At 63.5% G+C, this 24,429-nt stretch carries 17 protein-coding genes and 1 pseudogene; 10 read left to right on the top strand and 8 right to left on the bottom strand.

Annotation, left to right across the window (positions count from 1 at the left end):
• The first annotated feature begins 486 nt into the window (after positions 1 to 486).
• Positions 487 to 1,026 (top strand): PEPxxWA-CTERM sorting domain-containing protein, encoded by a 540-nt coding sequence (locus tag RI03_RS13265; RefSeq protein WP_010217907.1) that lies wholly within the window; start codon positions 487 to 489, stop codon positions 1,024 to 1,026.
• Between the two features lie 114 nt (positions 1,027 to 1,140).
• Here the strand turns inward: RI03_RS13265 and RI03_RS13260 are convergent, their stop codons facing one another.
• Positions 1,141 to 1,827 carry a hypothetical protein gene (locus tag RI03_RS13260; RefSeq protein WP_010217906.1) on the bottom strand — a complete coding sequence of 229 codons (687 nt, stop codon included), beginning with the start codon at positions 1,825 to 1,827 and terminating at the stop codon, positions 1,141 to 1,143.
• Between the two features lie 4 nt (positions 1,828 to 1,831).
• Positions 1,832 to 3,043 carry a toxic anion resistance protein gene (locus RI03_RS13255; RefSeq protein ID WP_010160409.1) on the bottom strand — a complete coding sequence of 404 codons (1,212 nt, stop codon included), beginning with the start codon at positions 3,041 to 3,043 and terminating at the stop codon, positions 1,832 to 1,834.
• A 175-nt stretch (positions 3,044 to 3,218) separates the two neighbouring features.
• Here RI03_RS13255 and RI03_RS25365 point away from each other — a divergent pair.
• The 3 genes and pseudogenes from RI03_RS25365 to typA all read left to right on the top strand — a co-directional run bounded on the left by RI03_RS25365 (position 3,219) and on the right by typA (position 8,520).
• Positions 3,219 to 5,587: pseudogene (locus tag RI03_RS25365) on the top strand (TonB-dependent receptor).
• Between the two features lie 122 nt (positions 5,588 to 5,709).
• Positions 5,710 to 6,537: a 2OG-Fe(II) oxygenase gene (locus RI03_RS13245; RefSeq protein WP_010217905.1), complete on the top strand. Its 828-nt coding sequence runs from the start codon at positions 5,710 to 5,712 to the stop codon at positions 6,535 to 6,537.
• 141 nt (positions 6,538 to 6,678) lie between these two features.
• The gene (gene typA, locus RI03_RS13240; RefSeq protein ID WP_010160405.1) at positions 6,679 to 8,520 is read left to right on the top strand and encodes a translational GTPase TypA; all 1,842 of its coding nucleotides are present in this window, start codon (positions 6,679 to 6,681) and stop codon (positions 8,518 to 8,520) included.
• Between the two features lie 117 nt (positions 8,521 to 8,637).
• On the opposite strand, the gene RI03_RS22715 is transcribed toward typA, so the two are convergent.
• The gene (locus RI03_RS22715; protein ID WP_081504222.1) at positions 8,638 to 11,454 is read right to left on the bottom strand and encodes a pentapeptide repeat-containing protein; all 2,817 of its coding nucleotides are present in this window, start codon (positions 11,452 to 11,454) and stop codon (positions 8,638 to 8,640) included.
• 150 nt (positions 11,455 to 11,604) lie between these two features.
• On the opposite strand from RI03_RS22715, the gene RI03_RS22275 reads away from it, so the two are divergent.
• Positions 11,605 to 12,672 (top strand): hypothetical protein, encoded by a 1,068-nt coding sequence (locus RI03_RS22275; protein WP_010217903.1) that lies wholly within the window; start codon positions 11,605 to 11,607, stop codon positions 12,670 to 12,672.
• A gap of 146 nt (positions 12,673 to 12,818) precedes the next feature.
• Positions 12,819 to 13,316 (top strand): TlpA family protein disulfide reductase, encoded by a 498-nt coding sequence (locus tag RI03_RS13225; RefSeq protein WP_010217902.1) that lies wholly within the window; start codon positions 12,819 to 12,821, stop codon positions 13,314 to 13,316.
• Here the strand turns inward: RI03_RS13225 and RI03_RS13220 are convergent.
• Positions 13,294 to 15,237 (bottom strand): energy transducer TonB, encoded by a 1,944-nt coding sequence (locus RI03_RS13220; RefSeq protein WP_010217901.1) that lies wholly within the window; start codon positions 15,235 to 15,237, stop codon positions 13,294 to 13,296. The two genes, RI03_RS13225 and RI03_RS13220, sit on opposite strands and share 23 nt — an antisense overlap.
• Positions 15,238 to 15,351: 114 nt before the next feature.
• Positions 15,352 to 17,133 (bottom strand): putative bifunctional diguanylate cyclase/phosphodiesterase, encoded by a 1,782-nt coding sequence (locus tag RI03_RS13215; RefSeq protein WP_010217900.1) that lies wholly within the window; start codon positions 17,131 to 17,133, stop codon positions 15,352 to 15,354.
• Between the two features lie 297 nt (positions 17,134 to 17,430).
• Here RI03_RS13215 and RI03_RS13210 point away from each other — a divergent pair, with 297 nt between their 5' ends.
• Positions 17,431 to 20,304, top strand: coding sequence for a TonB-dependent receptor domain-containing protein (locus RI03_RS13210; RefSeq protein WP_010217899.1), 2,874 nt, complete (start codon positions 17,431 to 17,433; stop codon positions 20,302 to 20,304).
• 51 nt (positions 20,305 to 20,355) lie between these two features.
• Here RI03_RS13210 and RI03_RS13205 read toward each other — a convergent pair whose 3' ends face one another.
• Positions 20,356 to 20,547 (bottom strand): hypothetical protein, encoded by a 192-nt coding sequence (locus RI03_RS13205; protein ID WP_010160396.1) that lies wholly within the window; start codon positions 20,545 to 20,547, stop codon positions 20,356 to 20,358.
• 213 nt (positions 20,548 to 20,760) lie between these two features.
• Here RI03_RS13205 and RI03_RS13200 point away from each other — a divergent pair, with 213 nt between their 5' ends.
• On the top strand, positions 20,761 to 21,192 hold the full coding sequence (locus RI03_RS13200) for a hypothetical protein (RefSeq protein ID WP_010160395.1): 432 nt from the start codon (positions 20,761 to 20,763) through the stop codon (positions 21,190 to 21,192).
• A gap of 114 nt (positions 21,193 to 21,306) precedes the next feature.
• Positions 21,307 to 21,579 (top strand): DUF3297 family protein, encoded by a 273-nt coding sequence (locus RI03_RS13195; RefSeq protein ID WP_026046713.1) that lies wholly within the window; start codon positions 21,307 to 21,309, stop codon positions 21,577 to 21,579.
• Between the two features lie 124 nt (positions 21,580 to 21,703).
• Here RI03_RS13195 and RI03_RS13190 read toward each other — a convergent pair whose 3' ends face one another.
• Entirely contained in the window at positions 21,704 to 22,504 is an 801-nt protein-coding gene (locus tag RI03_RS13190; protein WP_010217897.1) for a LytR/AlgR family response regulator transcription factor, read from the bottom strand.
• Complete coding sequence (locus RI03_RS13185) at positions 22,501 to 23,625, bottom strand: sensor histidine kinase (RefSeq protein ID WP_010160392.1); 1,125 nt, start codon at positions 23,623 to 23,625, stop codon at positions 22,501 to 22,503. Before RI03_RS13185 ends, RI03_RS13190 begins: the two co-directional genes overlap by 4 nt.
• Positions 23,626 to 23,735: 110 nt before the next feature.
• Between RI03_RS13185 and RI03_RS13180 the strand changes: the two genes are divergently transcribed.
• On the top strand, positions 23,736 to 24,326 hold the full coding sequence (locus tag RI03_RS13180) for an HD domain-containing protein (protein WP_010217896.1): 591 nt from the start codon (positions 23,736 to 23,738) through the stop codon (positions 24,324 to 24,326).
• Positions 24,327 to 24,429 lie beyond the last annotated feature (103 nt).

Below are 24,429 nucleotides of genomic sequence, written 5' to 3'. Positions count from 1 at the left end.
TGTCTCGTCGGAAGGGAGCGCGCATAGCCGATCGGCGAGGCGTGCGCAAGGCGGGCCCGAGGGCGATCCCGTTCGTCGGCACGGTCGTTTCGGGGCAAGGCAAAGTCGTGAAAAGTCTACAATCCTTTTGGTGGAAATTCCTGTCCGGGGACGGAGGATCGTTTCCCGACTTGGCAGGTGTTGGCCCTATCTTTCTTGAAAAAAGAAGGAAACCGCGCGTTGTCCACTTGGCGCGACTACGATCGCAGGCGACCTGTCGGTACCGGTTACACCAATTACAGTGCCATTGCCCGCGACCATTTTGTGTGACCCCGAACCTGTTCGACGCCGGTCGGCGCAGCAAGGCGCCCTGCCGCTCCTGATCACAGATCCGGACGTTTTGCTGCATTGCATTATAGAAAGTGGCGGAAATCCGCGGTTGGCACGACTCTTGTTAACCAGTGCTCATGCCCCCCCCCGGGTGATCAGAGGAAAAGGGTTCCCATTATGAAGAAGATCTTGAGCGCAGCGACGGTTGCACTGCTCGCCACCGCAGCGCCGGCATTCGCCGCCACGCCGATCAACGTTCCGTTCACCGCGCCGACCGGCGTTGCAACCACCGAGGCTTTCTCGGGTCTGGTTCGCGTGACCGTCAGCGGCACGGGCTTCTCGAACGGCGCTGCCGTGAACGACGCCTTCTATTCGGTTTCTACGCAGAACCGTAACTCGGGTCTGTACCAGCTCGGCTTCGCGGCAAACGGCGCGGCGCTGAAGGCTGTTTCGAACTCGATCTTCGGCGGTGTCGTGCCGACGTACAGCGCGAACAACACCTACAGCTTCGTGCTGAACACCGGCCTGTCGCAGGCGAGCCTGCTGTCGTTCGGCGTGCTGGACGACCAGTTCGGTGACAACGGCGGTTCGTACACCGTTTCGGTCGCTGCAGTGCCGGAGCCCGCAACGTGGGGCATGATGCTGGTCGGCTTCGGCATGATCGGTTTCGGCCTGCGTTCGTACCAGCGCAAGTCGACCAAGGTCACCTACGCCTAAGCGTAAGACCAACGTCTAATGGTACCGCCGTCCTTCGGGACGGCGGTATTTTTTTGTCCGGTCGCCAAGCCGTCCGAAGCCGGGTCGCTTCAGGGTAACGGATCGGCAGACACGTCAGTCCCGGTATTTGATCTCGAGAAAGCGACCGCGCGTTTCCAGCAGGTCGAGATCGCCCTGCGCCAGTTGCGCGGACATTTGCGAAATCTCCTCGTCGATCAGGCGAAGGCCGTCGGCAAGCTGCGCGTCGGGGGTCCGCCCGTTGCGCTCGACCGTGCGCAAACCGGCGGGAACCTTGGCATAATCGCGGATCAGTTCGGGCAATTGCTCGCCGACGAGCTTGCGGACTTCGGTCGCGGCGGGTTGCTGCTCGTCCAGCGTGGCGAGTTGCGGCGCGAGCGCCTCGAGCCGGACACCGATCCCGTCGACCAGCGTTTGCGCGGGGGCAGGGAGCAGGGCACGCTGTGTCTCGAGCCATTGCTCGGTCATTCGCGGTAGGGTCTTTAGCGGCACCGCAGTCAACTGTTCGGCGCGAACCTGCGGTGTCAGGCTGGCGAACAGCAGGGTCGCGGTCACGACCGCCATCACCGCGAAGACGAGCAACGCGCCGCCCATGCCGAGCGGAATGAACCATCCGAGCGTGACCGCCACGACCAGGATCGCCAGATCCGCTGCTGCGGCATAGCCGACCCGCTTCGCGATGCCGGTCGCCGCACGCCGCCGTCCGCGCTGGAGCGCGCGCGCCGCGCGGGTTCGGTCGAGAACCTCGCCCGCGCGCGCTACCTGGCGATCGACGTCGGTCATCGGCTTACTCCGCCTCAAGCTTGAACGTGTCGCCCGGGCCGGACAGCCGGTTTTGCGCGGCACCTTCGGCACGCGCGATATAGCCCTTCGACTTCTCGACCTCGTTCGACAGCGTGCCGACCGTGGTCTTCATCGAATCCAGCGCCTTGAGCTTGAACGAGTCGATCGCATCCATAGTGTCATAGATGTTCTGGAACGCGCGCTGGAGCGTCTCGACCGGGATGGTCGAGGCGGCGGCCTGCTCGTGGATCGTCGCTGTCTGCGACTTGAGCAGCTTGCCGGTCGCATCGATGATGTTGGCGGTGGTGGTGTTGAGCGCGGTGATCTGGTCGAGCACGAGCCGCTGGTTGGCGAGCGCCTGCGCGACCGTCACCGCAGTGCGCAGCGCGGACACGGTGGTGGTCGAGGCGCGGTCGACGCCCTTGATCAGCTCGACATTGTTCTTCTTGACGAGGTCGAGCGCGAGATACCCCTGGACCGTCACCGCCATCTGCGTGAGCAGATCCTGCGTCCGCTGGCGCACGTAGAACAGCGCGCTCTCGCGGATCGCCTTGGCCTTGGCGGGGTCGCTATGGTCGAGGTCGTTCGCCTTGTCCTCGAGCCGTGCGTCCATTTCCTTCGACAGCACGATCATCTGCTCGAGCCGCCCCATCGCGGTCCACAGGTTGCTGCGCTCGGTATCGATCGCGGCATTGTCCATCAGCAGCTCGTCCTTGCCGCGCGCGAGCGTCTTGAGGATCGCCGAAATGTGCGACTGCGAGGAGCGGTATTTGTCGAAATAGGTGTTGAGTCCGCCGCCGAACAGCTTGGACATGATGCCCCGGCTCGAGATCAGCTTGCTGTTGGTTGAGGGGTCGAGCTTTTCGATCGTGCGGCGGAGTTCCGTCAGGTCGGCACCGACTCCGGTCTCGCCGTCCATCGCCTTGACCGGACGGTCGAGGAAGCGGTTAGACTGCTCGGCTGCGGCGCGGATTTCCTTCTGGCCCATCGCGGCGATCGCGTCGACGCGCTTGCCGAATTCGGGGGAGTTGACGTCCTGCGCGACGAGATCGTCGACGAAGCCCGCGACCTTGTCCTGCAACTTGCTGCGGACGCCATCTTCTACGGGCACGAGCCCGATCGCCTTTTCGGGCGCGAGCACGGGAACGGGATCGGGGGGCGTGAGGACCAGCCCGGACGCCGCGGCATCCGTATCAGTCGGTGCAGTCGTCGCCATCGGTCAGTCTCCCACTTACGCGGACGATAAATGCCGCCGATCCTCCGTCGCTTCAAGTGTATTAAAACAACAGTACACGTAATTCCCGCAGGTTGTAACGAAACCGTAACGGTTCAGCCACGCGTTCGACGCATCCCCTCCATATTGCGGCGCAACACGAAACTGGGGGTCCTTGATGCGTAACCATATTACCTTTGTAACGAGTGCAATCCTGCTCGGCTGCTGTTCGTCGACCGCGATCGCGCAGGCAACCGTGCAACCGAGCGAGCCGACCGCCGAAGGCGGCGACATCGTCGTGACCGCGCAAAAGCGCGAGCAACGGATCCAGGACGTTCCCATCACGGTCAGCGCAGTCACCGGCGCGCGGATGGCGGAGCTGGGGGTCAATTCGCTTGCCGAAGTCGCGCTTTATATTCCGGGGCTGCGGATTCAGGAGCAGAGCGCCAACAATCCAGGCTTCGTCATTCGCGGGATCACGTCGGACAGCGGGTCGTCGCAGCAGGGTGCGCGCGTTTCGCTTTATGCGAACGGGGTCGATATTTCGCGGACGCGCGGCGCGTATCAGGATCTTTACGATCTCGAGCGGATCGAAGTGGTCAAGGGGCCGCAGGCGACGCTGTTCGGCACCGCTTCCGCCGTCGGCGCGGTCAACCTCATCTCCGCGCCGGCGCGCGCCGGGACGTCTGCGCAGCTGATCGGCACCTACGGCAATTACAATCGCGGGCAGGCGTCGGGCTTCCTCAACGTCGGCAACGACACGCTCGCCGCGCGCGTCGCGTTTGCGTACAAATATCACGACGGGTTCGTCCGCAACATCGCGGGCGACCCCAAGGTGCCTAACCAGAACCAGGGCAAGGTCAATCAGGACGATCTCAACGGACAGGACCAGCGCGGCATCCGCGGTTCGCTGCGTTGGGCACCGACCGACCGGCTGACCGCCAATCTCGTGCTGAGCTATGACGGCCAGCGCAACCCGGGCACCGCCTTCCGCTCGCGGGCGCAGGCACCGACCGGCGGCAATGGCGGCGATTACAGCTACGCCGAACTGTCGGGTTCGCCGTTCAGCGAAAGCGTGCTGGGCGCCCGCAAGCTCGGGCTCAAGCGCGATGTCTATGACGCGAACCTGACCGTCGTCGCGGAGCTCGCCCCCGGGGTGACCTTCACGACCGTCAACGGCTATCGCAAGTTCAACAGCAACGAAGTGTTCGACGCGGACGGCGGGCCCGCCTGGTATCTCGAATTCGGCGAGGACGCGCGCGGCGACCAGTGGAGCCACGAAGGCCGCTTCAACTTCACCGGCGACACATACCGTGCGTCGTTCGGCTGGAACGCCTTCTTCGAGAACAATCTGCAGCGCGTTCCCTTTTCGACCGAGGAAGGGACGACCTGACCTGCGCGGGTGCCTTGCCCGCTGCCACGCGCACCGCGCTGGCGGCCGCCGGAATCCCGAGCGGGGCAGGGTGCGTACTGCCCAACGGGACGATCCCCGCGACTCGCACCACCGGCATCCTGACCCGCGGCGCGGCAACGCAAATTCCCTACGCCTCGGTCTTCAGCAATTACGGGACCAACGACACCTATTCGGTGTTTGCCGACGGGACCTGGATCCCGACCCCCAGGCTCGAACTGACCGCAGGCGCGCGCGTGCTAATCGAGCAGCGCAAGTCGGGCTACAGCTCGGTCCAGCCCAAGTCGGTCCTGGGCGGGGTTCCCTTGCTGCCGACCGTCAGCACCGGGGGGCAACTGTTCACCGCGGTGCGCAGCTTCCAGGCGATCCTGCCGCGCTTCAACGCGCTGTACCGCGTGACCAGCGACATCAATCTCTACGCGACGATCAGCAAGGGGCGGCGCTCGCCGGTCGTTCAGCTGGCGGCGATGAATTCGGCGGCGGGGGTGATCCCCAACCTGCAGATCGTGCCCGAGGAAGTGGTGTGGAATTACGAAGGCGGAATCAAGGGCACGGTGGGGCCGTTCAACGGGTCTGTCGGGGTGTTCTATCAGACCTATAACGGCTTCCAGGTCAGCGTGACCGACAGCAGCGGCCGCACCACCACGCAGAGCGCGGGCAAGGCGCGCAACCCCGGCGTCGAGGCCGAGGGCAATCTCAAGCTCGGGCGGTTCGTCCAGCTGTTCGGCAACTTCGCCTATGTCGACGGCAAGATCGCCAATAACGCGAGCTACGGCGTCTTCTCGGGTGATCGCTTCCGGTTGCAGCCGCAATATACCGCCTCGGGCGGGGCGACGATCCGGGTGCCGGTACAGCGGGTGACCTTCTACGCTACGCCGTCCGCGACGTATCAGAGCAGCCAGTTCTTCGAGCTGCCCAACAACCCCGCGATCAGCCAGGGTGCCTATGCGCTGGCCAACATCCGCGCCGGCGTCGAATTGGCGGACGGGCGCTATTCGATCGGCGGTTTCGCGCGCAACCTGCTTGACCGCAAGTATCTGATCGATGCGGGCAACACCGGCGGCGGCTTCGGGATCCCGACCTACATCCGGGGTGAGCCACGGGTCTACGGCGTGGAGGTGAGCGGCCGGTTCTAAGGGCAAGTTATGGGGCTTCAGAGCGACTTGGCAGACTGAAGCCCCAAGTCCCGGGAAGAATGCCTAATTGCCGATACACCTTAAATACGATAGTCATTCGCTTCTATGAACGGGGGCGTTTGATGGCTGTATTAGATCTCAAGGTCGATTCGGGGGTTGTCGTCTTCGACGAGGCGGCATGTCGTGCCGCGGGCAAGGCGCTGCACGATCAATATGTAGCGGCCAGTCCTTTTCCTAGCATCGTGATCGACGACTTTCTGGATCCGGACCTTCTGCGCCAGGTTGTCGCCGAATTTCCAAGGTCGGACGGTAAGACGCATTTCGACCGGTCGCAGGAACGGCTGAAATATCAATATCCGCCAAGCGAATGGTCCGGGCCGGTTACGCACAGCCTGTTCGCGGCGTTCAACAGCGACGCGTTCGTCGGCTTCCTCGAGGAAATGACCGGGATCAGCGGCCTGATCGTCGATCCGTCGTTCGTCGGGGGCGGGTTGCACGAGACCAAGCGCGGCGGGCATCTTGGGGTGCATGCCGACTTCAACCAGCATGTCCGGCTGAACGTGGTGCGCCAGCTCAACCTGTTGATCTATCTCAACGAGAATTGGGACGAGAGTTACGGCGGCAATCTCGAACTGTGGGACAAGGGCATGAAGACGCGCGAGGTCAGCGTGTTGCCGGTGCTCGGGCGTGCGGTCGTGTTCACGACCACGCTCGACAGCTATCATGGCCAGCCCGACCCGGTGACGTGCCCGCCCGAGCTCTCGCGCCGGTCGATGGCGCTGTATTATTACAAGGCGGTCGAGGGCGGGCTCGCGACCTTGCCCAAGCGGACGACCGCGTTCCAGGTGCGGCCCAAATCGGCCGATCAGGTCGATTGGCGGATCCGCAGCAAGCATCTGATCGACGACTGGGTGCCGCCGGTGATCCGGCGCCGGATCAAGCGGATCTGACCCTTATCCGACCAAAGCGCGGCGGGTCGGGTGGCGTTCGCGCCGCCCGGCCCGCAGCTCGTTTCGCCCCCGCCCTTGTTGCAGTGCACGGTTTCCGCTAGGGGCACGCGATCCTTTTCCCGATTTTGTAACGAGACACCCATGAGCCTCCGCAATGTGGCCATCATCGCACACGTCGATCATGGCAAAACGACCCTGGTCGACCAGCTCTTCCGCCAGTCCGGCACCTTCCGCGATAACCAGCGGATTGAAGAAAGAGCCATGGATTCCAACGACTTGGAAAAAGAGCGTGGCATCACCATTCTCGCCAAGCCGACCTCGGTCGACTGGACGCCGCCGGGTGCCGACGAGAGCATCCGCATCAACATCGTCGACACGCCCGGCCACGCCGATTTCGGTGGCGAAGTCGAGCGCATCCTCAGCATGGTCGACGGTGTCGTCCTGCTGGTTGATTCGTCGGAAGGCGCGATGCCGCAGACCAAGTTCGTCACCGGCAAGGCGCTGGCACTCGGCCTGAAGCCGATCGTCGTCGTCAACAAGGTCGATCGGAACGACGCGCGCATCCAGGAAGTGCTCGACGAAGTGTTCGACCTGTTCGTGTCGCTCGACGCAAACGACGAGCAGCTCGATTTCCCCGTGCTCTACGCATCGGGCCGCAACGGCTATGCCTCGACCGACATGGACGCGCGCGAAGGCACGCTGATCCCGATGTTCGAGACGATCGTCGCGCACGTGCCGCCGCCCGCGGTCGAAGTCGCCGGCGTGCCCTTCACCTTCCTCGTCACGCTGCTCGATCGCGATCCGTTCCTCGGCCGCATCCTCACCGGCCGCGTCAACTCGGGCGTGGTCAAGGTCAACCAGCCGATCCACGCGCTCGACAACGATGGCAAGATCATCGAAACCGGCCGCGCCTCCAAGATCATGTCGTTCCGCGGGCTCGACCGCGTGCCGGTCGACGAAGCCAAGGCGGGTGACATCATCAGCCTCGCGGGCCTTTCGGTCGCCACCGTCGCCGACACGATCGCCGACATCACCGTGACCGAGCCGCTCCACGCCCAGCCGATCGATCCGCCCACGCTGTCGATGCGCTTTGCCGTCAACGATTCGCCGATGGCGGGCCGCGAGGGCAGCAAGGTGACCAGCCGCATGATCCGCGAGCGCCTGTTCCGCGAAGCCGAGAGCAACGTCGCGGTCAAGGTGACCGAAGCCGCCGACAAGGACAGCTTCGAAGTCGCCGGTCGCGGCGAGCTTCAGCTCGGCGTGCTGATCGAGACGATGCGCCGCGAGGGCTTCGAGCTCGGCATCAGCCGCCCGCGCGTGCTGTTCGGCGAGGACGAGAACGGCAAGAAGACCGAGCCGTACGAGACTGTCATCATCGACGTCGACGAGGAATATTCGGGCACGGTCGTCGAGAAGATGAACCTGCGCAAGGCCGAGATGACCGACATGCGTCCGTCGGTCGGCGGCAAGACCCGCATCACCTTCTCCGCACCGTCGCGCGGGATGATCGGCTACCACGGCGAGTTCCTGTCGGACACGCGCGGCACCGGCATCATGAACCGGCTGTTCGAGAAGTATGACGCGTTCAAGGGCAACATCGAGGGCCGCAAGAACGGCGTGCTGATCTCCAACGGCTCGGGCGAAGCCAACACCTATGCACTGGGTCCGCTCGAAGAGCGCGGCATCCTGTTCGTCGGCCACGGCGAGGCGCTGTACGAGGGCATGGTCGTCGGCGAGAACGCCAAGCCGGAGGACATGGAAGTCAACCCGATGAAGACCAAGGCGCTGACCAACTTCCGGGTCAGCGGCAAGGACGACACGGTGCGCCTGACGCCGCCGAAGAAGATGACGCTCGAGCAGGCGATCGCCTATATCGACGACGACGAGATGGTCGAAGTGACCCCCAAGTCGATCCGGCTGCGCAAGCGCTTCCTGGATGCCAACGAGCGCAAGCGCGCGAGCCGGGCGAAGCAGGCCGGGTGAGGTTGCGAGTCTTTAGGGGCTAGGAGGGAGGCCGGGTGCGAAAGCACCCGGCCTTTTTTTACTGGTCAATTTAAGAACTAAATCTAACCAATTTTGAAGTATCAAGTGGCTAGGAAGTCAGTTCATGGTTTCCTCTTCGTCGTCCTCAAACTCTTCGACGTCATCATCATGGTTGGGTAGATCTTCAGTTCCTAGAACAGTGTAAATTTTGTCAATTTCTTGAGTGCGCAATAGCCATTCTGCTTGATCGTAATCTTCATAGCGCTTTGAGATTTTAATTCGATCCGCGGGAACTTGGTCATCTGCCTTGAAATCAAGCAAAGTCCGTCGCGATACAAAGATTACGCCCGAAGTGTTTTTAAAGAGGTTTGTCTCTAAAGGGCGAGAGTCTATGAAATTCGCTTTTTCTATATTCGCATATTCAAAAATGCATTTATCCAAGCTCGCCCTCTGAAACATCGCCTTCTCTAAATCGCACTTGGAGAGATTAGTACTCATTAGATGGCAGCCGTTAAAGTTCGCACCTCGAAAACTGCCAAATGAAAAATCAAATTCACTTAAATCTAATGCAAAAACATCGGCCTTGTCTGCTAGTATATATGACAGACATTGCCCAATAGGAGGGCTTCTGTCGTCCCCTGCTCCTATGCGAAGAAGGAAGTTTTTAAATCGAAGTCTACTCTTATCGAAGCCAACATCAATAAGTGCTATGCCGGGCTCGCCATGCAGCTTTGCGATGCATGAATGCAAAACTGCCCATAGCATCACCTCTGCATTCTTTTGCATTCTTGCAGCCGCTCGCCAATTCTTACTCGCCACGCTGTGCGGTAGAAACCCCTCGTCAATAACGGTTATCGCAAGGGCTTGACTCTTCTCATATAATTGACGGATGCGCGGCAACCCATTAACTAAGTCAGATGCCTCAAGACGCACTTCGTCTCTCATATAGTTAAGTATTTCAGTCGTTAAGGTTCCGGATCCTGTTCCGTTCATCCAAAGCTGAAGAGCTTGATCCGTGTACCGAGGTACGAATCCCATGACCTCCTTGGACATTCTCAGTATTGCACGAGCGGCGAGATAGTCGCCAAAGCTCTTATGCGTGAACTCGAACCCTCGGGCTGTTCCCTCAGACGACTTTAAGTAGAAGTTCATCGCGAGATTTGCTACGTCCTCACCACCGTCTCCCTTAAACTCGGCCCAAGCCTCTTCGGCATGGGTAATTTTAAGGGTACTATGAAATGAATCCTCTGTTGCAACTCTTGTATCGCCGCCCAGCCAAGCAGAAAGTGCTATTGTTTCCATCAGATCGTTGAAGCTAACTTTTGTTAAATGTTTTCCAGGTCCCTGCCTATCTCTTGGTTTATTTGCATCCCCCCAACCGCGGGCCCAAACTTCATTTATTAACCGCTGATATATGAGGTTCCTATTTTCGGCGGCAGCTTCCCAATCGTCTATTGCGAAGCCAGAAAGTACTAACAAGTAGCACAGCAGCGGCTCGTTTGTTACGTCGTTGAGCCGCTGATCCGAAAGCGCTAACGGAATATCGCTGTTTAAGCCCGCGCTCGGAGCAAACTTTTGCCACCATATTGGTCGTTGGTCGCGTGACGTAATCTCCAAATAATCGCTGTTCCCGTGGCTGGAGCATGGAGCGTACCCGACAACTTCGACTGCGGAATGGCCTGACGCCCCCCTAAAACGTCTAGCTGCTTGGAAAGATGGCAATCGACCTGTAACCACGATTTTGGGAGAAAAGGCCGCGTCTCCCTGAATTGCGGATTGTAACAAATTTAGTTTCGATACGAATAAGTTTGCGACCTCATCCGCTCCCTCGCCGGGGCGCGCTATTTCGTCTAGTCCGTCGAACAAAAGTACTAGCTTCGGTCCGTCTTCTACTGCGTTTCTTGATAATGGGGGCATAGTAAATGCCCCGCGCGTTCTGCTCGTAAAATAGTTATTTATAGCGTCTCGAAGGCTTCCCTCGAGATCTAAGTGCTGCAAAGGTATAAGCAACGGACGAACATCGGGACGATCGGCTAATACCCTTGCAAGATGTCGCAAAGATGTAGACTTCCCGCTGCCGGGGCCGCCTCCAACTAGCTTTACCTCTTCTTGCGAATCTATGTTTCCTGTATCGTCATCTACCCAATTAATTAAGACAGAATCCAAGTAATCAAAGTGGTATTTGTGTTCAACAAAAGCAGCGGGATCATCCACTTTATCGCGCCACTGACAGCGCAACGGTATATATGATTGCGATAAAGAAACACGGCCATCTTCCTGGCCAAACATCGGCTTTACCTCAAAGTCATGAATCAACTTATTTCGGTATGCCGCCCATTGATCTTCAAAGGCGGCGGCTTGATCGCCCGGTATCTGAATTAAGCTAGCGAGGGCTTTAAAAGAGTCGGGCTTTTTGATCCAAATCTCGGAGACAGCTCGAGAAAAAGCAGAGTCAAACCGTGCGGAAAGCTCAGGCGCGGTTTCGTTTGGTGTCAGGCGAAACTCACTTCGGCGAGCAACAAACTCATCACGTACGATTTTGTATATCGGCAGTGATGTTGGTCTGGTCAGAAAGCTTACGGGTACGTCTTCACTGCCAGCATCTGTGCGGACCCTTGCAGCATCTAGAGAGTCTTTGACAACTCTTCGAAGTCTTTCATCGTCTATTGCAGATGTTGAACGGAGTTCGTCCAAAGACCATGCGAATGACAGCCAAAAAAGTCTCCAAGCATTCTCGCCGGCGTCATCCTCAGACTTAACGGACCCTAGTACGTTAATTAGAGCCGAGATTCCGCCAGATATTCCATCAATACCAAATGCGGTTATGAAACCCTGCGCAGCGACGTCTGCGAGGTTCGTTGCGAATGACGCCCAGTCAACTTTAACGCTCAGACTGCGTTTTAAAGGTACAGTAATAGTTGTGTTTCTGTTCATATCCACTCCAGTCTGTTTGAAATAAGGTCATGAAACCCAAGCATTGTCGAGCGACAAATTGCCAAGGTTGGAAAGGTAATGAATACCCCTGTCCTACACGCCCCAATCCTGCCACCCCTGCACGCCACCACCCCAACAGGAGGCAGCGCCATGCAGAACCGCACCCCCGTCGCGCGCAGCGATCGGCCGGATCTTCCCGACTTCGCGCCCGTGCCGCGCAAATACCGGCATGATGGCTGGACGCCCGAGCGGCAGAAGGCGTTTATCGAGGCGCTCGCCGATACCGGCTGCGTCAGCCGCGCCGCCGCGATGGTCAATATGGCGCAGGCCAATTGCTACACGCTGCGCCGCGCGCCCGGTGCGGAGGAGTTCCGCCGGGCGTGGGATGCAGCACTCGACTTCGGGTTGCAGCGGCTGAAGGACATTGCGTTCGAACGCGCGATCGAGGGGTATCAGGTGCCGGTGTTCGTCGGCGGGAAGCTGATGGGCTATCGCCGCAAGACCAATGACGCGCTGCTGATGTTCTGCCTGCGCCATTATGGCCATGACGCCGAGGGGCGGCGCACCACCATCGCGTATTACAGCGCCGCCGCGATGGCGGGGGTGGGGGCGGGCGCGCGCAGTGACGACAGCAGTGACGGCGGCAGCGGCGCGGGCACGGCGGTCGCGCACGCCTCCGCCACGGTGCGGACGGTCACGCGGCGCGGGGGCGCGCGCAGGGCGGCGGATGGGGCTAGAGCGGTGGCGGGGGCTGCCGCCAAGCGCGAGGCCGAACCGCGCGACTCCGACGCTGCCATCGGGGCCGCGCGGCAGGATGCGCTGGCGGCGACGCTCCACGATTTCGCCGGGGTGACGCTCGATGCGACCGCCGCCGCCGCGATTGCCGAGGCGGTCGAGGCGTGTGCGCTGCGGCGGCGCGCGGCGGATGCGCGGATCGCGCAGGGCGGGGACGATGCGATCGCGCAGCGGCTCGACGACAATGGGCCGGGGCTGGTCAAGGTCGACTGGCGCGACGAGCAGCATTGGGGGCAGCTCGAGCCGCCCTATGCGCGCGATGCGGCGGATGCGTTCGGGGATGCGGCGGCGTTCGACGATGTCGACGGGTCGGACGGGACGGGGATGGACCCGCGCTTCGTCCATGAACTGCCGTGGTCGCTCGCGGGGGTGGATCTGCCCGAGGCGCCGGGGGGCGTGGCTGGCGAAGACCCGGCGGACTGAGCGGGGCGGGGGCGCCGGCACGCCGCCCGGCGGTGCGACCGCGCCTGGAACCAACGGCTTGCGCGACACGGCGCTTGCGGCTCTGCTACGGCGGTCGAGTCAGCGCGGGGGTGGATCGCCGGGGCGCGGTAGCGGGGGGAGCAGGGGTGCAGCATAGGATCGGTGCCGTCGCGGTGGTGCTCGCGCTTGCCGCGCCGCTTCCCGCGGCGGCCCCGGCAGGGGAACAGGCCCCCGCCTTCACCGTCCAGCTCTATGGCGGCGGCGCGGTCGATTCGCGCAGTCTGGCGGGGCGGGTGGTGATCCTCAATTTCTGGGCGAGCTGGTGCGCGCCGTGCAAGCGCGAGCTGACCGAGCTCGATGCGGTGCTCGCGCATCATGGCAGCCCGCGCGTCGCGGTGTTCGCGATCGATGCGGGGACGCGGACCGAGCCGCGGCTGCTCGACCGGCAGGCGGCGGCGATGCGCGTGCCCGTCGCGACCGGGATCACCGCGCCGTATCGCCCGCGCGGCGGCGCGGTGCCGACGACCTTCGTGATCGACCCGCGCGGGCGGATCGTGACGGTGCAGGCGGGCGCGTTCCGGCCGGGTGAGATCGCGCGGCTGGTCGATACGCTGCTGGCGGTCAGTCCGGCATCCGATAGATGACGTTCTGCGCCTGGCCGACACAGCCAAGCACTTCGTTGCCGAGCGTCGGCGGCAGATAGCGGAACTGCGCGACCGCCCTTTCGGACGACGGCCCGAACACGAACGGCGGATAGGCGATCACGGTGCGGACGTCGGTGACATGCCCGTCCGCGGCGATGTCGAACGCGACGCGTGCGCTCCCCTCGAAGCGCCAGCGTTGCGCCTCGGCCGGGAAGGCGCTGTCCGAGATCGCGGTGTTCCGCGCGACCGGGCGGACGTCGAGCAGCGAACATTGCTCGGGCGTGATCCCGGCGGCGGCGAGCCGCTGGTCGGCGACCGCGGGCGCGCCGCTGCGCTTGTCGATCAGCGCGAGATGGAGCTGCGCGAGGCTGCGGATCGGGTCGTCTTGCGGGAGCGTCGCGGGCGGGGTCGCGATCACGGTCTCGAGCAGCGCGCGCGCGGGCGGGAGCGATCCGCCCGCCTCGAGCGCGAGCGCCTGTTCGGTGCGGAGCCACGCCCGCACGCGCGCCGCGCCGGGCTGCGTCTCGAACCTGGCGAGCACCGCGGCGAATCGGCGGGCCCTGTCCCCCTCGTAGCCGCTGCGCGTGGCGAAGCGCTTTCCGCCGCTCGATCCGGCGACCAGCGCAAAGGCGCGGACCTCGACGGGGGCGTTGAGCGAGACCAGCAGCGAATCGAGCGAGTCCTGCGCGGTCGCCCGGCTGCGTGGGTCCTTGGCATTGTAGACCGCGGCGAGCCCCTGCGGGATCGCGCCCGGACCGGGCTTCTCGGGGTCGAACGCGGGGGAGACGACGTCCGGGTCGGCGTGGATTTCGGTCAGCCAGTCGCGCGTGCGCTCGCGGAACGGATCGATCAGCGCGAGCGCGGGCGGGCGCTTGACGCAGCGCAGCTCGAGCCGGACCGACTGGCGCCAGAACGCGTTGAGCTTGGCGACCGCGCTGGGTTGCCAGCGCCAGCCCTGCACGCTCGCGGCGAACACGCTGCCGAGCGGGCCGGGCTTGCTCGCAAAGACCGGGGTCGCGCCGATCACGCGGCCGTCGTCGTCGATCGCGAATTCGACCACCGCGACGTCCTGCGGCGCGATATCGCCGCCGCAGACCGGGAGGTCGCGGTCCGAATCCTGGAGCCAGCTGCTGTCGGGCAAATGCCCCGCGCCGGAATATGTCAGATATTGCCGGACATTCTCCTGGTTGCCGAGCCGCGCATAGATGAGCGCGGCGTTGCCGCGGATGCGGACCTGGCTGATCGTGACCTGGGTCGTCGTCCGCCCGGTCAGGTCGAGCGCCTTTTCGATGAGCGCGGCAGCGAGCCTCGGCTGTCCGCGGTTGAGCTCGGCGACCGCGCGGATGCTGAGCATGTTGGCCTGGTCGGTCCTGGGCAATCCGGCGAAGCGCGGCGCATCGGCCCGGATCGCGTCGATCGTGGTGGCGGCGAGATCGGGTTGCTCGGTCAGCGCCGCCAGCGCGAGCGTGTAGCGGGTGGTCAGCGCCTCGGGACCCGCCGAACTGGTTTCCGCGGCGATCGCCTGTTGCAGCTCGGTGATCGCCTGCGCATTCGTCGCGCCCCCGAGGTGGAGGCTGCCCAGGAGGAACAGCGCGGTCGAGAGATCGTCGTCGCGCGTCACCTTCTGCGCGGTAAAGGCGCGGACCGACAGCGTTGCCTCCGCGATCGCGGGCTCGAACTGCCCGGCCCTATGCAGCGCATACGCCAGCCGCGAGCGAATCACCGCGGCCGATCGCGCGGTCGGCGGGATCCCCGCCAGCGCGGCGCGAAAGGCGGTGACGGCGGTGGCGTAATCGGCCTTGGCGAACGCGGCCTGCGCGGCGTTGAACTGCGCCTGCGGGGTTTGCGCGGCGGCGTTGCCACTTGCCAGCGCGGCCGTGCCTGCTGCGAGAAAGAGCCAGCACTTGCCGATCCGTTGCATTGTAAACCCCCGTTATTGAACCCCGAAGGCGAAGCTATCAGCTTGAATTCGCGTGCGGAAGCGCCGCGAACGAATAAAGCGAAGCGCCGCCAGTCCCGCCGTCCTGGCGCGCGGTCAGGCCGCGCGGTGCGCCGGGCGCGGGGTCGCGTTGAAGCGGCGGTACCACGTCGCGAACACGTCGGCGGCAAGCGGGCGCGCGTAGAAATAGCCCTGCGCTTCCTCGCACCCCATCGCCGCCAGCGCGGCGTCGACCGCAGCGGTCTCGACCCCCTCGGCGACGACCTGGAGACCGAGCTGGCGCGCGAGTGAGATCATCGTGCGGACGAGGATCCGGTCGCGCGCATTGCCTTCGCCCATCCCGCGCACGAACGACTGGTCGATCTTGATGATCTGCGCGGGAAGCCGCTGGAGATAGGCGAGGCTGCTGTGACCGGTCCCGAAATCGTCGATCGCGATCCGCACCCCGATCGCGCGCAACGCCTCGAGCCGCGCGAGTCCGTTGTCGCCATCCGCCATCACCGCGCTCTCGGTCAGTTCGAGCTCGACCATCGCGGCGGGGACCTGATGCTTGGCGAGCAGCAACTGGAGGTTGAGCGCGAAATCCTCCTCCTCCAGATTGGCCGCTGAAATGTTGATCGCGAGCGGGACACGCAGCCCGGCGACCTGCCACGCGCGGACCTGCGCCAGCCCGGTGTCGAGCACGAAGGCAGTCGTCGCGCGCGCGAGCGCGGTATTTTCGATGACCGGGATGAATTCGGCGGGCGACACGTCGCCGAGCGTGGGATGGCACCACCGCAACAGCGCCTCCGCGCCAATGCAGCGCCCGGTCGCGAGGTCGATGCGCGGTTGATAAGCGAGGCAGAGCTCGTCGTCCTGTTCCAGCGCGGTGCCGAACGCGCGCAGCAGATCGAAATTGCGCAGGTGCGGCCCATCCATCGCGGGCGAGAAGACGCCGATCGCGCCCTCGCTATTGCGCGCGTCCTGCGCCGCGCTGTGCGCCGCGCGCAGCGCGTCGCGCGATCGCATCGTGCCGAGCGTCACCGGCGCGATCCCCGCGGTCAGCGTCGTCACGAGACGCGCGCTTGATGCCACGACCGACGCCTTCACCCCCGCCTCGAGAATCGCGTAATAGGAATCGAGGGAATGCCCGGGTTCGGAGATCAACGCGAACTGGGTTTCCCCGACGTGATAGAGGGTTCGGTGCGTGCCGATCAGTCCGGCCACGGTCCGCGCCGCGAGTTTGACGAACTCGTCGATGAAGTTGGTGCCGAGAACCCGGATCAGGCTGTCGACCTGATCCCCGCGCGCCAGGTCGATGAGTGCGACGAAGCGCAACTGGCCGGGATTCTCGCGCGCGAGATCGTCGAAATTCTCGAAGAACTGCAGGCGGTTGGGCAATCCCGTGACCGGATCGGTGCGGCCCAGCGAATGTTGCATCTCGATCTGTGCCATGACCATCGCGGCGAGATCGCGAAGCGCCTTGATCTCCGGCTCGGTAGCGGCGTGCGGTTCGGTCCCGAGGACGCACAAGGCGCCGAGACCGTGGCCGTCCGCGGTGATGAGCGGGGCGCCAGCATAGAAGCGAAAGCCCTTTCGGCCGATCGTGCTGTCGGCATAGACCGGATCGGTGGCGAGGTCGGGGATGATCACCATCCCGGCGGTTTCCACGACTTGCGAACAGGGTGCGTCCGCGCGGGGCATGGACGGCTCCGCGACGCCGACGCGCGACTTGAACCACTGGCGGTCGCTGTCGGTGAGCGACACCGCCGCGACCGGCACGCCGAAGATCTGCGCGGCCATGCGCGTGATCCGGTCGAAGCTCTCGCTCGCCGGCGTATCCAGCAGGTTCAGCTGCCGCAAGGCATCCAGCCTCGCGACCTCGTCAGTCGTACGCATCGAGAAACTCCGTTCGCTCGAACCTCTCCGTAAATGCCTGATAATGTTCAGGGGTTAATAGAATCATGCGGTCATCGCCAGCGCGACGCCGCGACCCGGAAAACGCGGATTTCCTGTCTTTGGGCCGGAAAATCCCGGACCTCCGAGGGGCGACGAACGGTGTATCCCATAAACCACAGTGACGCCCCAAAACGGGACCATTCCGCGATCTTGCTTGTCATAAATAGAAACAATGTTTCAAATTAACGAAAGATATCAGGGGAAGATGTCGGATCGGCGTGAACAGGGGGAATAACCATGCGCGACAATACGATACGGAATATCTTGGGGACCACCGCAATTGCCCTCGTCACCGCGCTCGGCGCGCTGCCGGCGCAGGCGCAGACCGCGACACCGGTTGGCGCCGATACGGCGGCCGCCTCCGACGGGGATATCGTCGTGACCGGATCGCGAATCCGCCGCAGCCCGCTCGATTCCGACAAGCCCGTCGTCACCGTCGACCAGACCTCGATCGCGCGGACCGGGCTCACCTCGGTCGCCGACGTGCTCCAGCGACTGCCGAGCGCAGCGGGCGGGCTGAACACCAAGACCAACAATGCCGGCAATATCGGCGGCCCGCCGGACGGCACCGGGGTTAGCTCGGGGTCGGCGGAAGTTGACTTGCGCTATCTCGCAGCCAAGCGGACGCTGATCCTCGTCGACGGGTTGCGCTTCGTGAACGGATCGGCGGCGGGGGGCATCCCCGCGTCGGTCGATCTCAACACGCTGCCGACCAACATGATCGAGCGGATCGAAGTGCTCCAGTCGGGCGCGTCGCCGCTCTACGGGTCGGATGCGGTGGCGGGCGTCGTCAACATCATCACCAAGCAATCGCAGGTCGGGCTCAAGGCATCGGGGCAATTCGGCACCTATCGCCAGGGCGATGGCCACACGCAGAACTACGAGGCGAGCTACGGCATCCAGAACAAGGCGAGCGGGACCTCGGTCGTGTTCGGCGGCAATTATACAAAGCAGGAGGGGGTGAGCACCGCCAACCGTGCGATCTCGCAATGGCCGACCCCGGGCGCGACGAGCTGCGCGGCAGGGGGCTGTTCGAGCGCGACGCCTAGCGGGCGGTATGACGTGCTGGGCGGGAGCTATACGCTCAATGCCCCCGTGATCGGCCGCAACAGCGTCTTCCCGACCGACTTCCGGCGCTATTCCTCGTCGACCGACAGCTGGAACTTCGCACCGTACAATTACCTGCTGACCCCGTCCGAACGCTATGGCGGGTTCCTCAACTTCAAGCAGGCGTTGTCGGATACGATCAATTTCCGCACCAAGCTGGTCTACACGCATCGCCATTCGACGACCGAAGCCGCGTTCCTGCCGCTGTTCGTCGGGCCGGATGCGGGCAACGGCAACCTGCTCGACACGATCTCGATCGACCGGACCAATCCGTACAATCCGTTCGGGGTGACCCTGTCGTCGGGCGCGGATGGGACGCCCGCCAATTACTCGACGATCCGCCGGCGCTTCGTCGAGGGTGGCCAGCGCGTCTTCACGCAGGATGTCGATACCTTCTCGGCAACGATGGGGCTCGACGGGTCTTTCCATGTCGGCGACCATAAATGGTATTGGGACGTCAACGGCGTCTACGGCTTGAACGATGCGCATCAGTTGTTCACCGGGAACGTGAACGCGGCGAACCTCGCGCGCGCACTCGGGCCGGTCGCCAATTGCACCGGGGATTGCGTGCCGTTCAACATCTTCGGCGGCGCGACGGTTGGCGGGGCGGGGTCGATCACCCCGGCAATGCTGAAGTACGTGACCTTCGATGAACGCGACAAGAGCTTCCAGCAATTGTGGGACTTCACCGCCAACCTGTCGGGCGAGCTGTTCGACCTGCCGGCTGGCGCGGTCGGCGTGGCGATCGGCTACGAACATCGCGACCAATATGCGAGCTACGATCCCGACCCGCTGATCGTCGCGGGGCTTGGTGCGGACGTGCCGACCAGCCCGGCCCGGGGCGGGTTCAACGTCGATGAGATCTACGGGGAGTTGCGCGTCCCGATCCTCAAGGACCAGCCGTTCTTCAACCGGCTCGAATTCGACGGCGCGGTGCGGCATTCGAACTATTCGTCGTTCGGCAGCAACACCACCTTTACCGCCTCGGGGCTGTGGAAGCCGGTCGCCGACCTGCTGCTGCGCGGCGGCTATGCGGAATCGCTCCGCGCGCCGAGCATCGGCGAATTGTACGCGGGCCCGTCACGGTTCGATGCGACGATCAACGATCCGTGCACCAGCGCGGCGGGGGGCGCGTTCCAGACCAACGCGACCGTCCGGGCGAACTGCATCGCCAACGGCGTCCCGGCAAGCGGCAGCTATGCCGAGCCGACCGGCGGGCAGCTCGGCGTGTTCTCGCAGGGGAACACCGCGCTGCGCCCTGAAACCGCCAAGACCTGGACCGCGGGGGGTGTCTACAGCCCGTCCTGGGCACGCGGTTTCTCGCGCGCGTTCAGTCTCGAGGTGAATTACTACAAGATCGATCTCGCCAATGCGATCGACTCGGTGCCCGCCACGCTGACGCTCACGCGGTGCGCCTTTAATGCGGATCCGGTCAGCTGCGCAGCGGTGCGGCGCACCGGATCGGGGCAGATCGCGGGGATCAACGGACGGCTGCTCAACCTCAACGCGATCCAGACCGAGGGGCTCGACGGGACCTTCCTGTTCCGCTCGCCGACCGTCCGGGGCGGGACGATCGGGCTGACGGTCAATGCGGCGTATCTGATCAAGTACAACATCCTGCCGCCCGCCGATCTCGGCGCGCCGGTCCAGGAATATGCCGGGACCGAGCGGGGGAGCCCGGATCAGGCCTATCCGCGTGGCAAGGTCAACGCGACGCTCGACTGGTCGACGCGCAATTACGGCGTGTCCTTCACCGGGCGCTACATCAGCAAGGTCGACGAGCGCGACGGGATCCACACGATGGGCGCGACCTTCTATGGCGATGCGCAGGTCTATGTCTCGCCGTCGTGGATGGACAATCGCTGGCGGCTGACGCTCGGGGTCAACAACATCTTCAACAAGGCTCCGCCGCAGTGCTTCACCTGCGACAGCGCCAATTTCGACCCGACGACCTATGACCTGCCGGGGCAGTTCGGCTACGCTAGGCTGTCGTACGGGTTCTGATCTCGAGATCGTTTCGTTCCCCCGGCGGTCGCGCCGGGGGCGTTGCGATGTTCAGCGGTGGAACAGCACCATCACCGCATCGAACAGCGTCGCCCCCGCGAGCGGACCGACGAGCAGCATCACTAGGTTGAAACCGATGATCCACGTGGTGAGCGTTTCGGCGCGCTTGGACATGCGCGGCGGCGCGGGCTTGGGTTCCCACGGTTCGGGCGGCGGCCAGCCATTCTGGAAATCTACGAACATCCGGCGACTCCGTTTCACATAACACTGTAGCGGAAACTTCCGGGAGCGCACAGTGGACCAATTGTCTCGCATGCGCGGTGCCCCCTAAAGTGAACGCCCGCTAAACGGTGTATTCCGCGTTGGTTAAGGCCGACTCCGGCACCTGTTGCAACACGCTAGCCCCCCATGCGTTTGGTTGCGGACTGAGGGCCTGCTGGATTGAGGAGATTGGACATGAACAGCTTTTTGAAGAAAGCCGGTCTCGGCCTCGCGCTCGCCGCGACCGCATTGACCGCGGCGGCACCCGCCGACGCGCAGCGCTGGCGTGGCGGTGGCTGGCACGGCGGCTATGGTGGTTACGGTGGCTATCGCGGTGGGTATCGCGGGTATAACAACGGTGCCGGGACTGCCGTCGTCGCCGGGATCGCGGGCCTTGCGATCGGTGCGGCGCTGACGTCGAACCGCAACGACCGCTACCGCGACGATTATTACCGCCAGCGCGGGTATCAGCCCTATTACGACGACGGCTATTATCGCAGCCACGGCTATTATCCGAACGATGGCTATTATGCCTATCGTTCGCAGCGCGACTGGGGCCGGTGCTGGGTCGAGCGGCGCTACGACCGCTATTACGACGATTACGTCCGGGTCCGCGTCTGCGATTGATCGCTGACGGGCGCGGGGGCTGAAAGACGGGGGCTGAAAGACGGCGCGGGCTTATGTCCGCGCCGTTTTCGTGTCTGGCCTATTGCTGCGTTTTGCGTCATGAGCGCGACCATCATGACCGACACCGATCTCCCCCCCGACCGCCTCTCCTCCAACCCACGCAGCCCGTTCTTCGACGAGGACAAGCTGTCGCGCGGGATCGGCATCCGCTTCAAGGGTGCCGAGCGCACCGACGTCGAGGAATATTGCCGCTCGGAAGGCTGGATCCGCGTCGCGCTCGGCAAGAAGGTCGACCGGCATGGGCAGCCGCTCACTTTGAAGCTGTCGGGCGAGGTCGAGGCGTGGTTCGAGCGGCCAGCCGAGGCTGGCGAGGGCGCAGAGGCCTGAGTTTCTTCTTCTCAAGCCCCTCCCCTTCAGGGGAGGGGTTGGGGTGGGGAAGTCCCGAGCGCTGCGCTCTGTGAGACACAGCCCCACCCCCAGCCCCTCCCCTGAAGGGGAGGGGAGCATTCAGTTAGTGCACGAAGCGCGCGACCACGTCGCGATACGAGCGCGACACCTTCACCTGGGCGTTCGACTGGAGCACCAGGAAGCATTCGCCATTGGTATGCGGCTTCACTTCCTTGACCAGGTCGAGGTTGACGATGGTCGAGCGATGCACCCGCTGGAACCGGCGCGGATCGAGGCGCTTTTCCAGATCCTTCATCGTCTCGCGCAGGATCAGCGTGTTGTCGCCGGTGTAGATGCACATGTAATCGCCCGCGGCGTCGATCCGCTCGATCGTGTCGACGTCGACGCGGAAGATCTGCCCGCGGTCCTTGATGTTGATGAGCTTCTCGAACCGGTTGGACGAGACCTGCTCGCCACCGTCGGTGAGATTCTCGACTGAATCGGGTGCGATCTCGGCGATCACTTCCTTGAGCCGGTCGACCTCGGTCGCGCCGCGCTTCTCGGACAGGCGCTGGCGAACACGGTCGAGCGTGTCGGCGAGGCGGCTCTCCTCGACCGGCTTCATCAGATAATCCACCGCATCGGTTTCGAACGCCTTGAGCGCGTGGTCGGAATAAGCGGTGACGAAGACGAACAGCGGGGGCTCGACCTCCATCAGCCCCTGGACGACCGAGAAGCCGTCGAACCCCGGCATCTGGATGTCGAGGAAGACCAGGTCGGGCTTGTGCGTCTTGATGCTGCGGATCGCCTCGCGGCCGTTCTGGCAGGTGTCGATGATCTCGATGTCTTCATGCGCCGCCAGCCGGAGCTGAAGCCCCTGGGTGGCGAGTTTCTCGTCGTCGACGAGGATGGTTCGGATCGTCATGCGGCCTCTTTCTTCGGTTCCTCGAGCTGGAACGGGATTTCAATCTCGACCCCGAATCCGCCCCCCGGGATCGATCGTGTCTCGAACTTGTGGTCCGGCCCGAACGCTTGGGCCAGTCTCTCCCTGATATTGGCAAGCCCGACCCCGGTGGAAAGGGGTTGGCTCGCGGAAACGCTTGTCCGAGCCTTGGCTTCGTTCAACCCGGGACCGGTGTCGGATACGACGATCTGCACCCGATCCCCGTTGAGCCGCGCGCTGACGCTGATATCCGCGCCATCTTCCTGGGGGGTCACCGCGTACTTGATCGCGTTTTCGACCAGCGGCTGGAGCAGCAACGAGGGCAGCCGCGCGCGCGCGGCGCGTGGATCGACCTCGAAATGCGGGCGCAGCCGTTCCTCGAAGCGCATCTTCTCGATCTCGAGATACAGTTTCAGCGTCTCGAATTCCTGCTGCACCGTGACATGCGCGGTCGGCTCGTTGGCGAGCGTGTAGCGCAGGAAGGCGGACAGCCGTCCGAGCATTGCATTCGCGCGCTCGGTTTCCTTGAGCAGCACCAGCGTCGAGATCGAGTTGAGCGTGTTGAACAGGAAATGCGGGTTGAGCTGATAGCGCAGCATCGCGAGCTGCGCCGACGAGGCGGTGTTCTCGAGCGTGGCGAGCTGGTCGATCTGTTCCTCGACGATCAGGTAGAAATTGATCCCGAAATACAGCGCGGTCCACCCCGCGAGCACGGTGAAGTTGAGGAAGATCGTCCCCAGCACGAGGCTGACCGTCAGCCCCGGGGTCGAGGACTTGATGAACGAGAACGAAAACGCGTCGAGCACCGCGTAGAGCAGCGTGGCGACCGCGAGCGTCGCGATCGTCAGCAGCGCCATCGCGAGTCGCGGCTGGCGGCGGTACATCTGGTACAGCGTCGAGAGCAACAGCGTGATGCTGTAGCCGACGATCGATTCGATCACGACCGGGATGATGACCGAGACTTCGCTGGCGTTGGAGACGCTCGAGACGCCGCGCAGGATGAGATAGCCGGTCCAGCCGGCCGCCTGCAGCGTCCAGAAGGCTCGGCTCTTGTCCTCGAAGAACGGCCGCGAGAATACGGTGGGCTTTGTGGTCAGCGGCATGGCGCGCGTTCTAGCCCGGCTGGCGGGAAGCGCAAAGCGCGCTATGATCAGGGCACGATGCCGCGCGGCAGATGCGGCCCGTACCCTTGGAAAGGATAGCCATGAACGACATGCCCGAGCGCGCGCAGTTCACCGCGATGGAGCACGGCACCCAGGCCGACTGGCGGATCATCGGGTCGCATTTCGGCGATTTCGCCAAGACCTTGCCGGGACGCGTGCTGACGCATCTCAAGCTGCTCGATGGCGACTACGGCGGGTTTCCGGTCGACCGGCTGCAACATTCGCTCCAGACCGCGACGCGCGCGCATCTGGACGGGCGCGACGAGGCGTATGTCGTGATGGCGCTGCTCCACGACATCGGCGACACGCTGGGGACGTATAACCACCCCGAGATCGCCGCCGCGATGCTGCGCCCGTTCGTCTCGGAGGAACTGCACTGGATCGCCAATACTCACGGCGTGTTCCAAGGCTATTATTTCTTCCACTACATCGGCGCGGATCGCGACTTGCGTGAGGCGTATCGCGGGCATCCGCATTTCGAGGCGTGCGCGGAATTCTGCGAGAAATACGACCAAGCGGCGTTCGACCCCGCGTTCGAAAGCGCGCCGCTGTCGTTCTTCGAGCCGATGGTGGGGCGGGTGTTCTCGCGGCCGATCAATTCGATCTATGCGAAGGCGGCGGCTGAGGCGGGGGCGTTTTAGGCCTGACGAACGCTTGACGGAACCGGACCCCGTTCGTTTCGAGCGAAGTCGAGAAACCTGCGCTGTGCCCGGTTTCTCGACTTCGCTCGAAACGAACGGGGTG

It is taken from the genome of Sphingomonas sp. PAMC 26621 (assembly GCF_000251145.1).
In the GTDB taxonomy this organism is placed as follows: Bacteria; Pseudomonadota; Alphaproteobacteria; order Sphingomonadales; family Sphingomonadaceae; genus Sphingomonas.
Note: the sequence above shows the minus strand (reverse complement) of the source record. Positions and strands in the feature narration are given on the sequence as shown.

Bases quoted from the DNA above. Each gene is read 5' to 3' on its own strand.
- RI03_RS13185 (WP_010160392.1), bottom strand. From the start codon at position 23,625: ATGCCGCTGACCACAAAGCCCACCGTATTCTCGCGGCCGTTCTTCGAG.
- typA (WP_010160405.1), top strand. From the start codon at position 6,679: ATGAGCCTCCGCAATGTGGCCATCATCGCACACGTCGATCATGGCAAA.
- RI03_RS13200 (WP_010160395.1), top strand. From the start codon at position 20,761: ATGAACAGCTTTTTGAAGAAAGCCGGTCTCGGCCTCGCGCTCGCCGCG.
- RI03_RS13265 (WP_010217907.1), top strand. From the start codon at position 487: ATGAAGAAGATCTTGAGCGCAGCGACGGTTGCACTGCTCGCCACCGCA.
- RI03_RS22275 (WP_010217903.1), top strand. From the start codon at position 11,605: ATGCAGAACCGCACCCCCGTCGCGCGCAGCGATCGGCCGGATCTTCCC.
- RI03_RS13255 (WP_010160409.1), bottom strand. From the start codon at position 3,043: ATGGCGACGACTGCACCGACTGATACGGATGCCGCGGCGTCCGGGCTG.
- RI03_RS13195 (WP_026046713.1), top strand. From the start codon at position 21,307: ATGACCGACACCGATCTCCCCCCCGACCGCCTCTCCTCCAACCCACGC.
- RI03_RS13260 (WP_010217906.1), bottom strand. From the start codon at position 1,827: ATGACCGACGTCGATCGCCAGGTAGCGCGCGCGGGCGAGGTTCTCGAC.
- RI03_RS13215 (WP_010217900.1), bottom strand. From the start codon at position 17,133: ATGCGTACGACTGACGAGGTCGCGAGGCTGGATGCCTTGCGGCAGCTG.
- RI03_RS13205 (WP_010160396.1), bottom strand. From the start codon at position 20,547: ATGTTCGTAGATTTCCAGAATGGCTGGCCGCCGCCCGAACCGTGGGAA.
- RI03_RS13210 (WP_010217899.1), top strand. From the start codon at position 17,431: ATGCGCGACAATACGATACGGAATATCTTGGGGACCACCGCAATTGCC.
- RI03_RS22715 (WP_081504222.1), bottom strand. From the start codon at position 11,454: ATGAACAGAAACACAACTATTACTGTACCTTTAAAACGCAGTCTGAGC.
- RI03_RS13220 (WP_010217901.1), bottom strand. From the start codon at position 15,237: ATGCAACGGATCGGCAAGTGCTGGCTCTTTCTCGCAGCAGGCACGGCC.
- RI03_RS13190 (WP_010217897.1), bottom strand. From the start codon at position 22,504: ATGACGATCCGAACCATCCTCGTCGACGACGAGAAACTCGCCACCCAG.
- RI03_RS13180 (WP_010217896.1), top strand. From the start codon at position 23,736: ATGCCCGAGCGCGCGCAGTTCACCGCGATGGAGCACGGCACCCAGGCC.
- RI03_RS13245 (WP_010217905.1), top strand. From the start codon at position 5,710: ATGGCTGTATTAGATCTCAAGGTCGATTCGGGGGTTGTCGTCTTCGAC.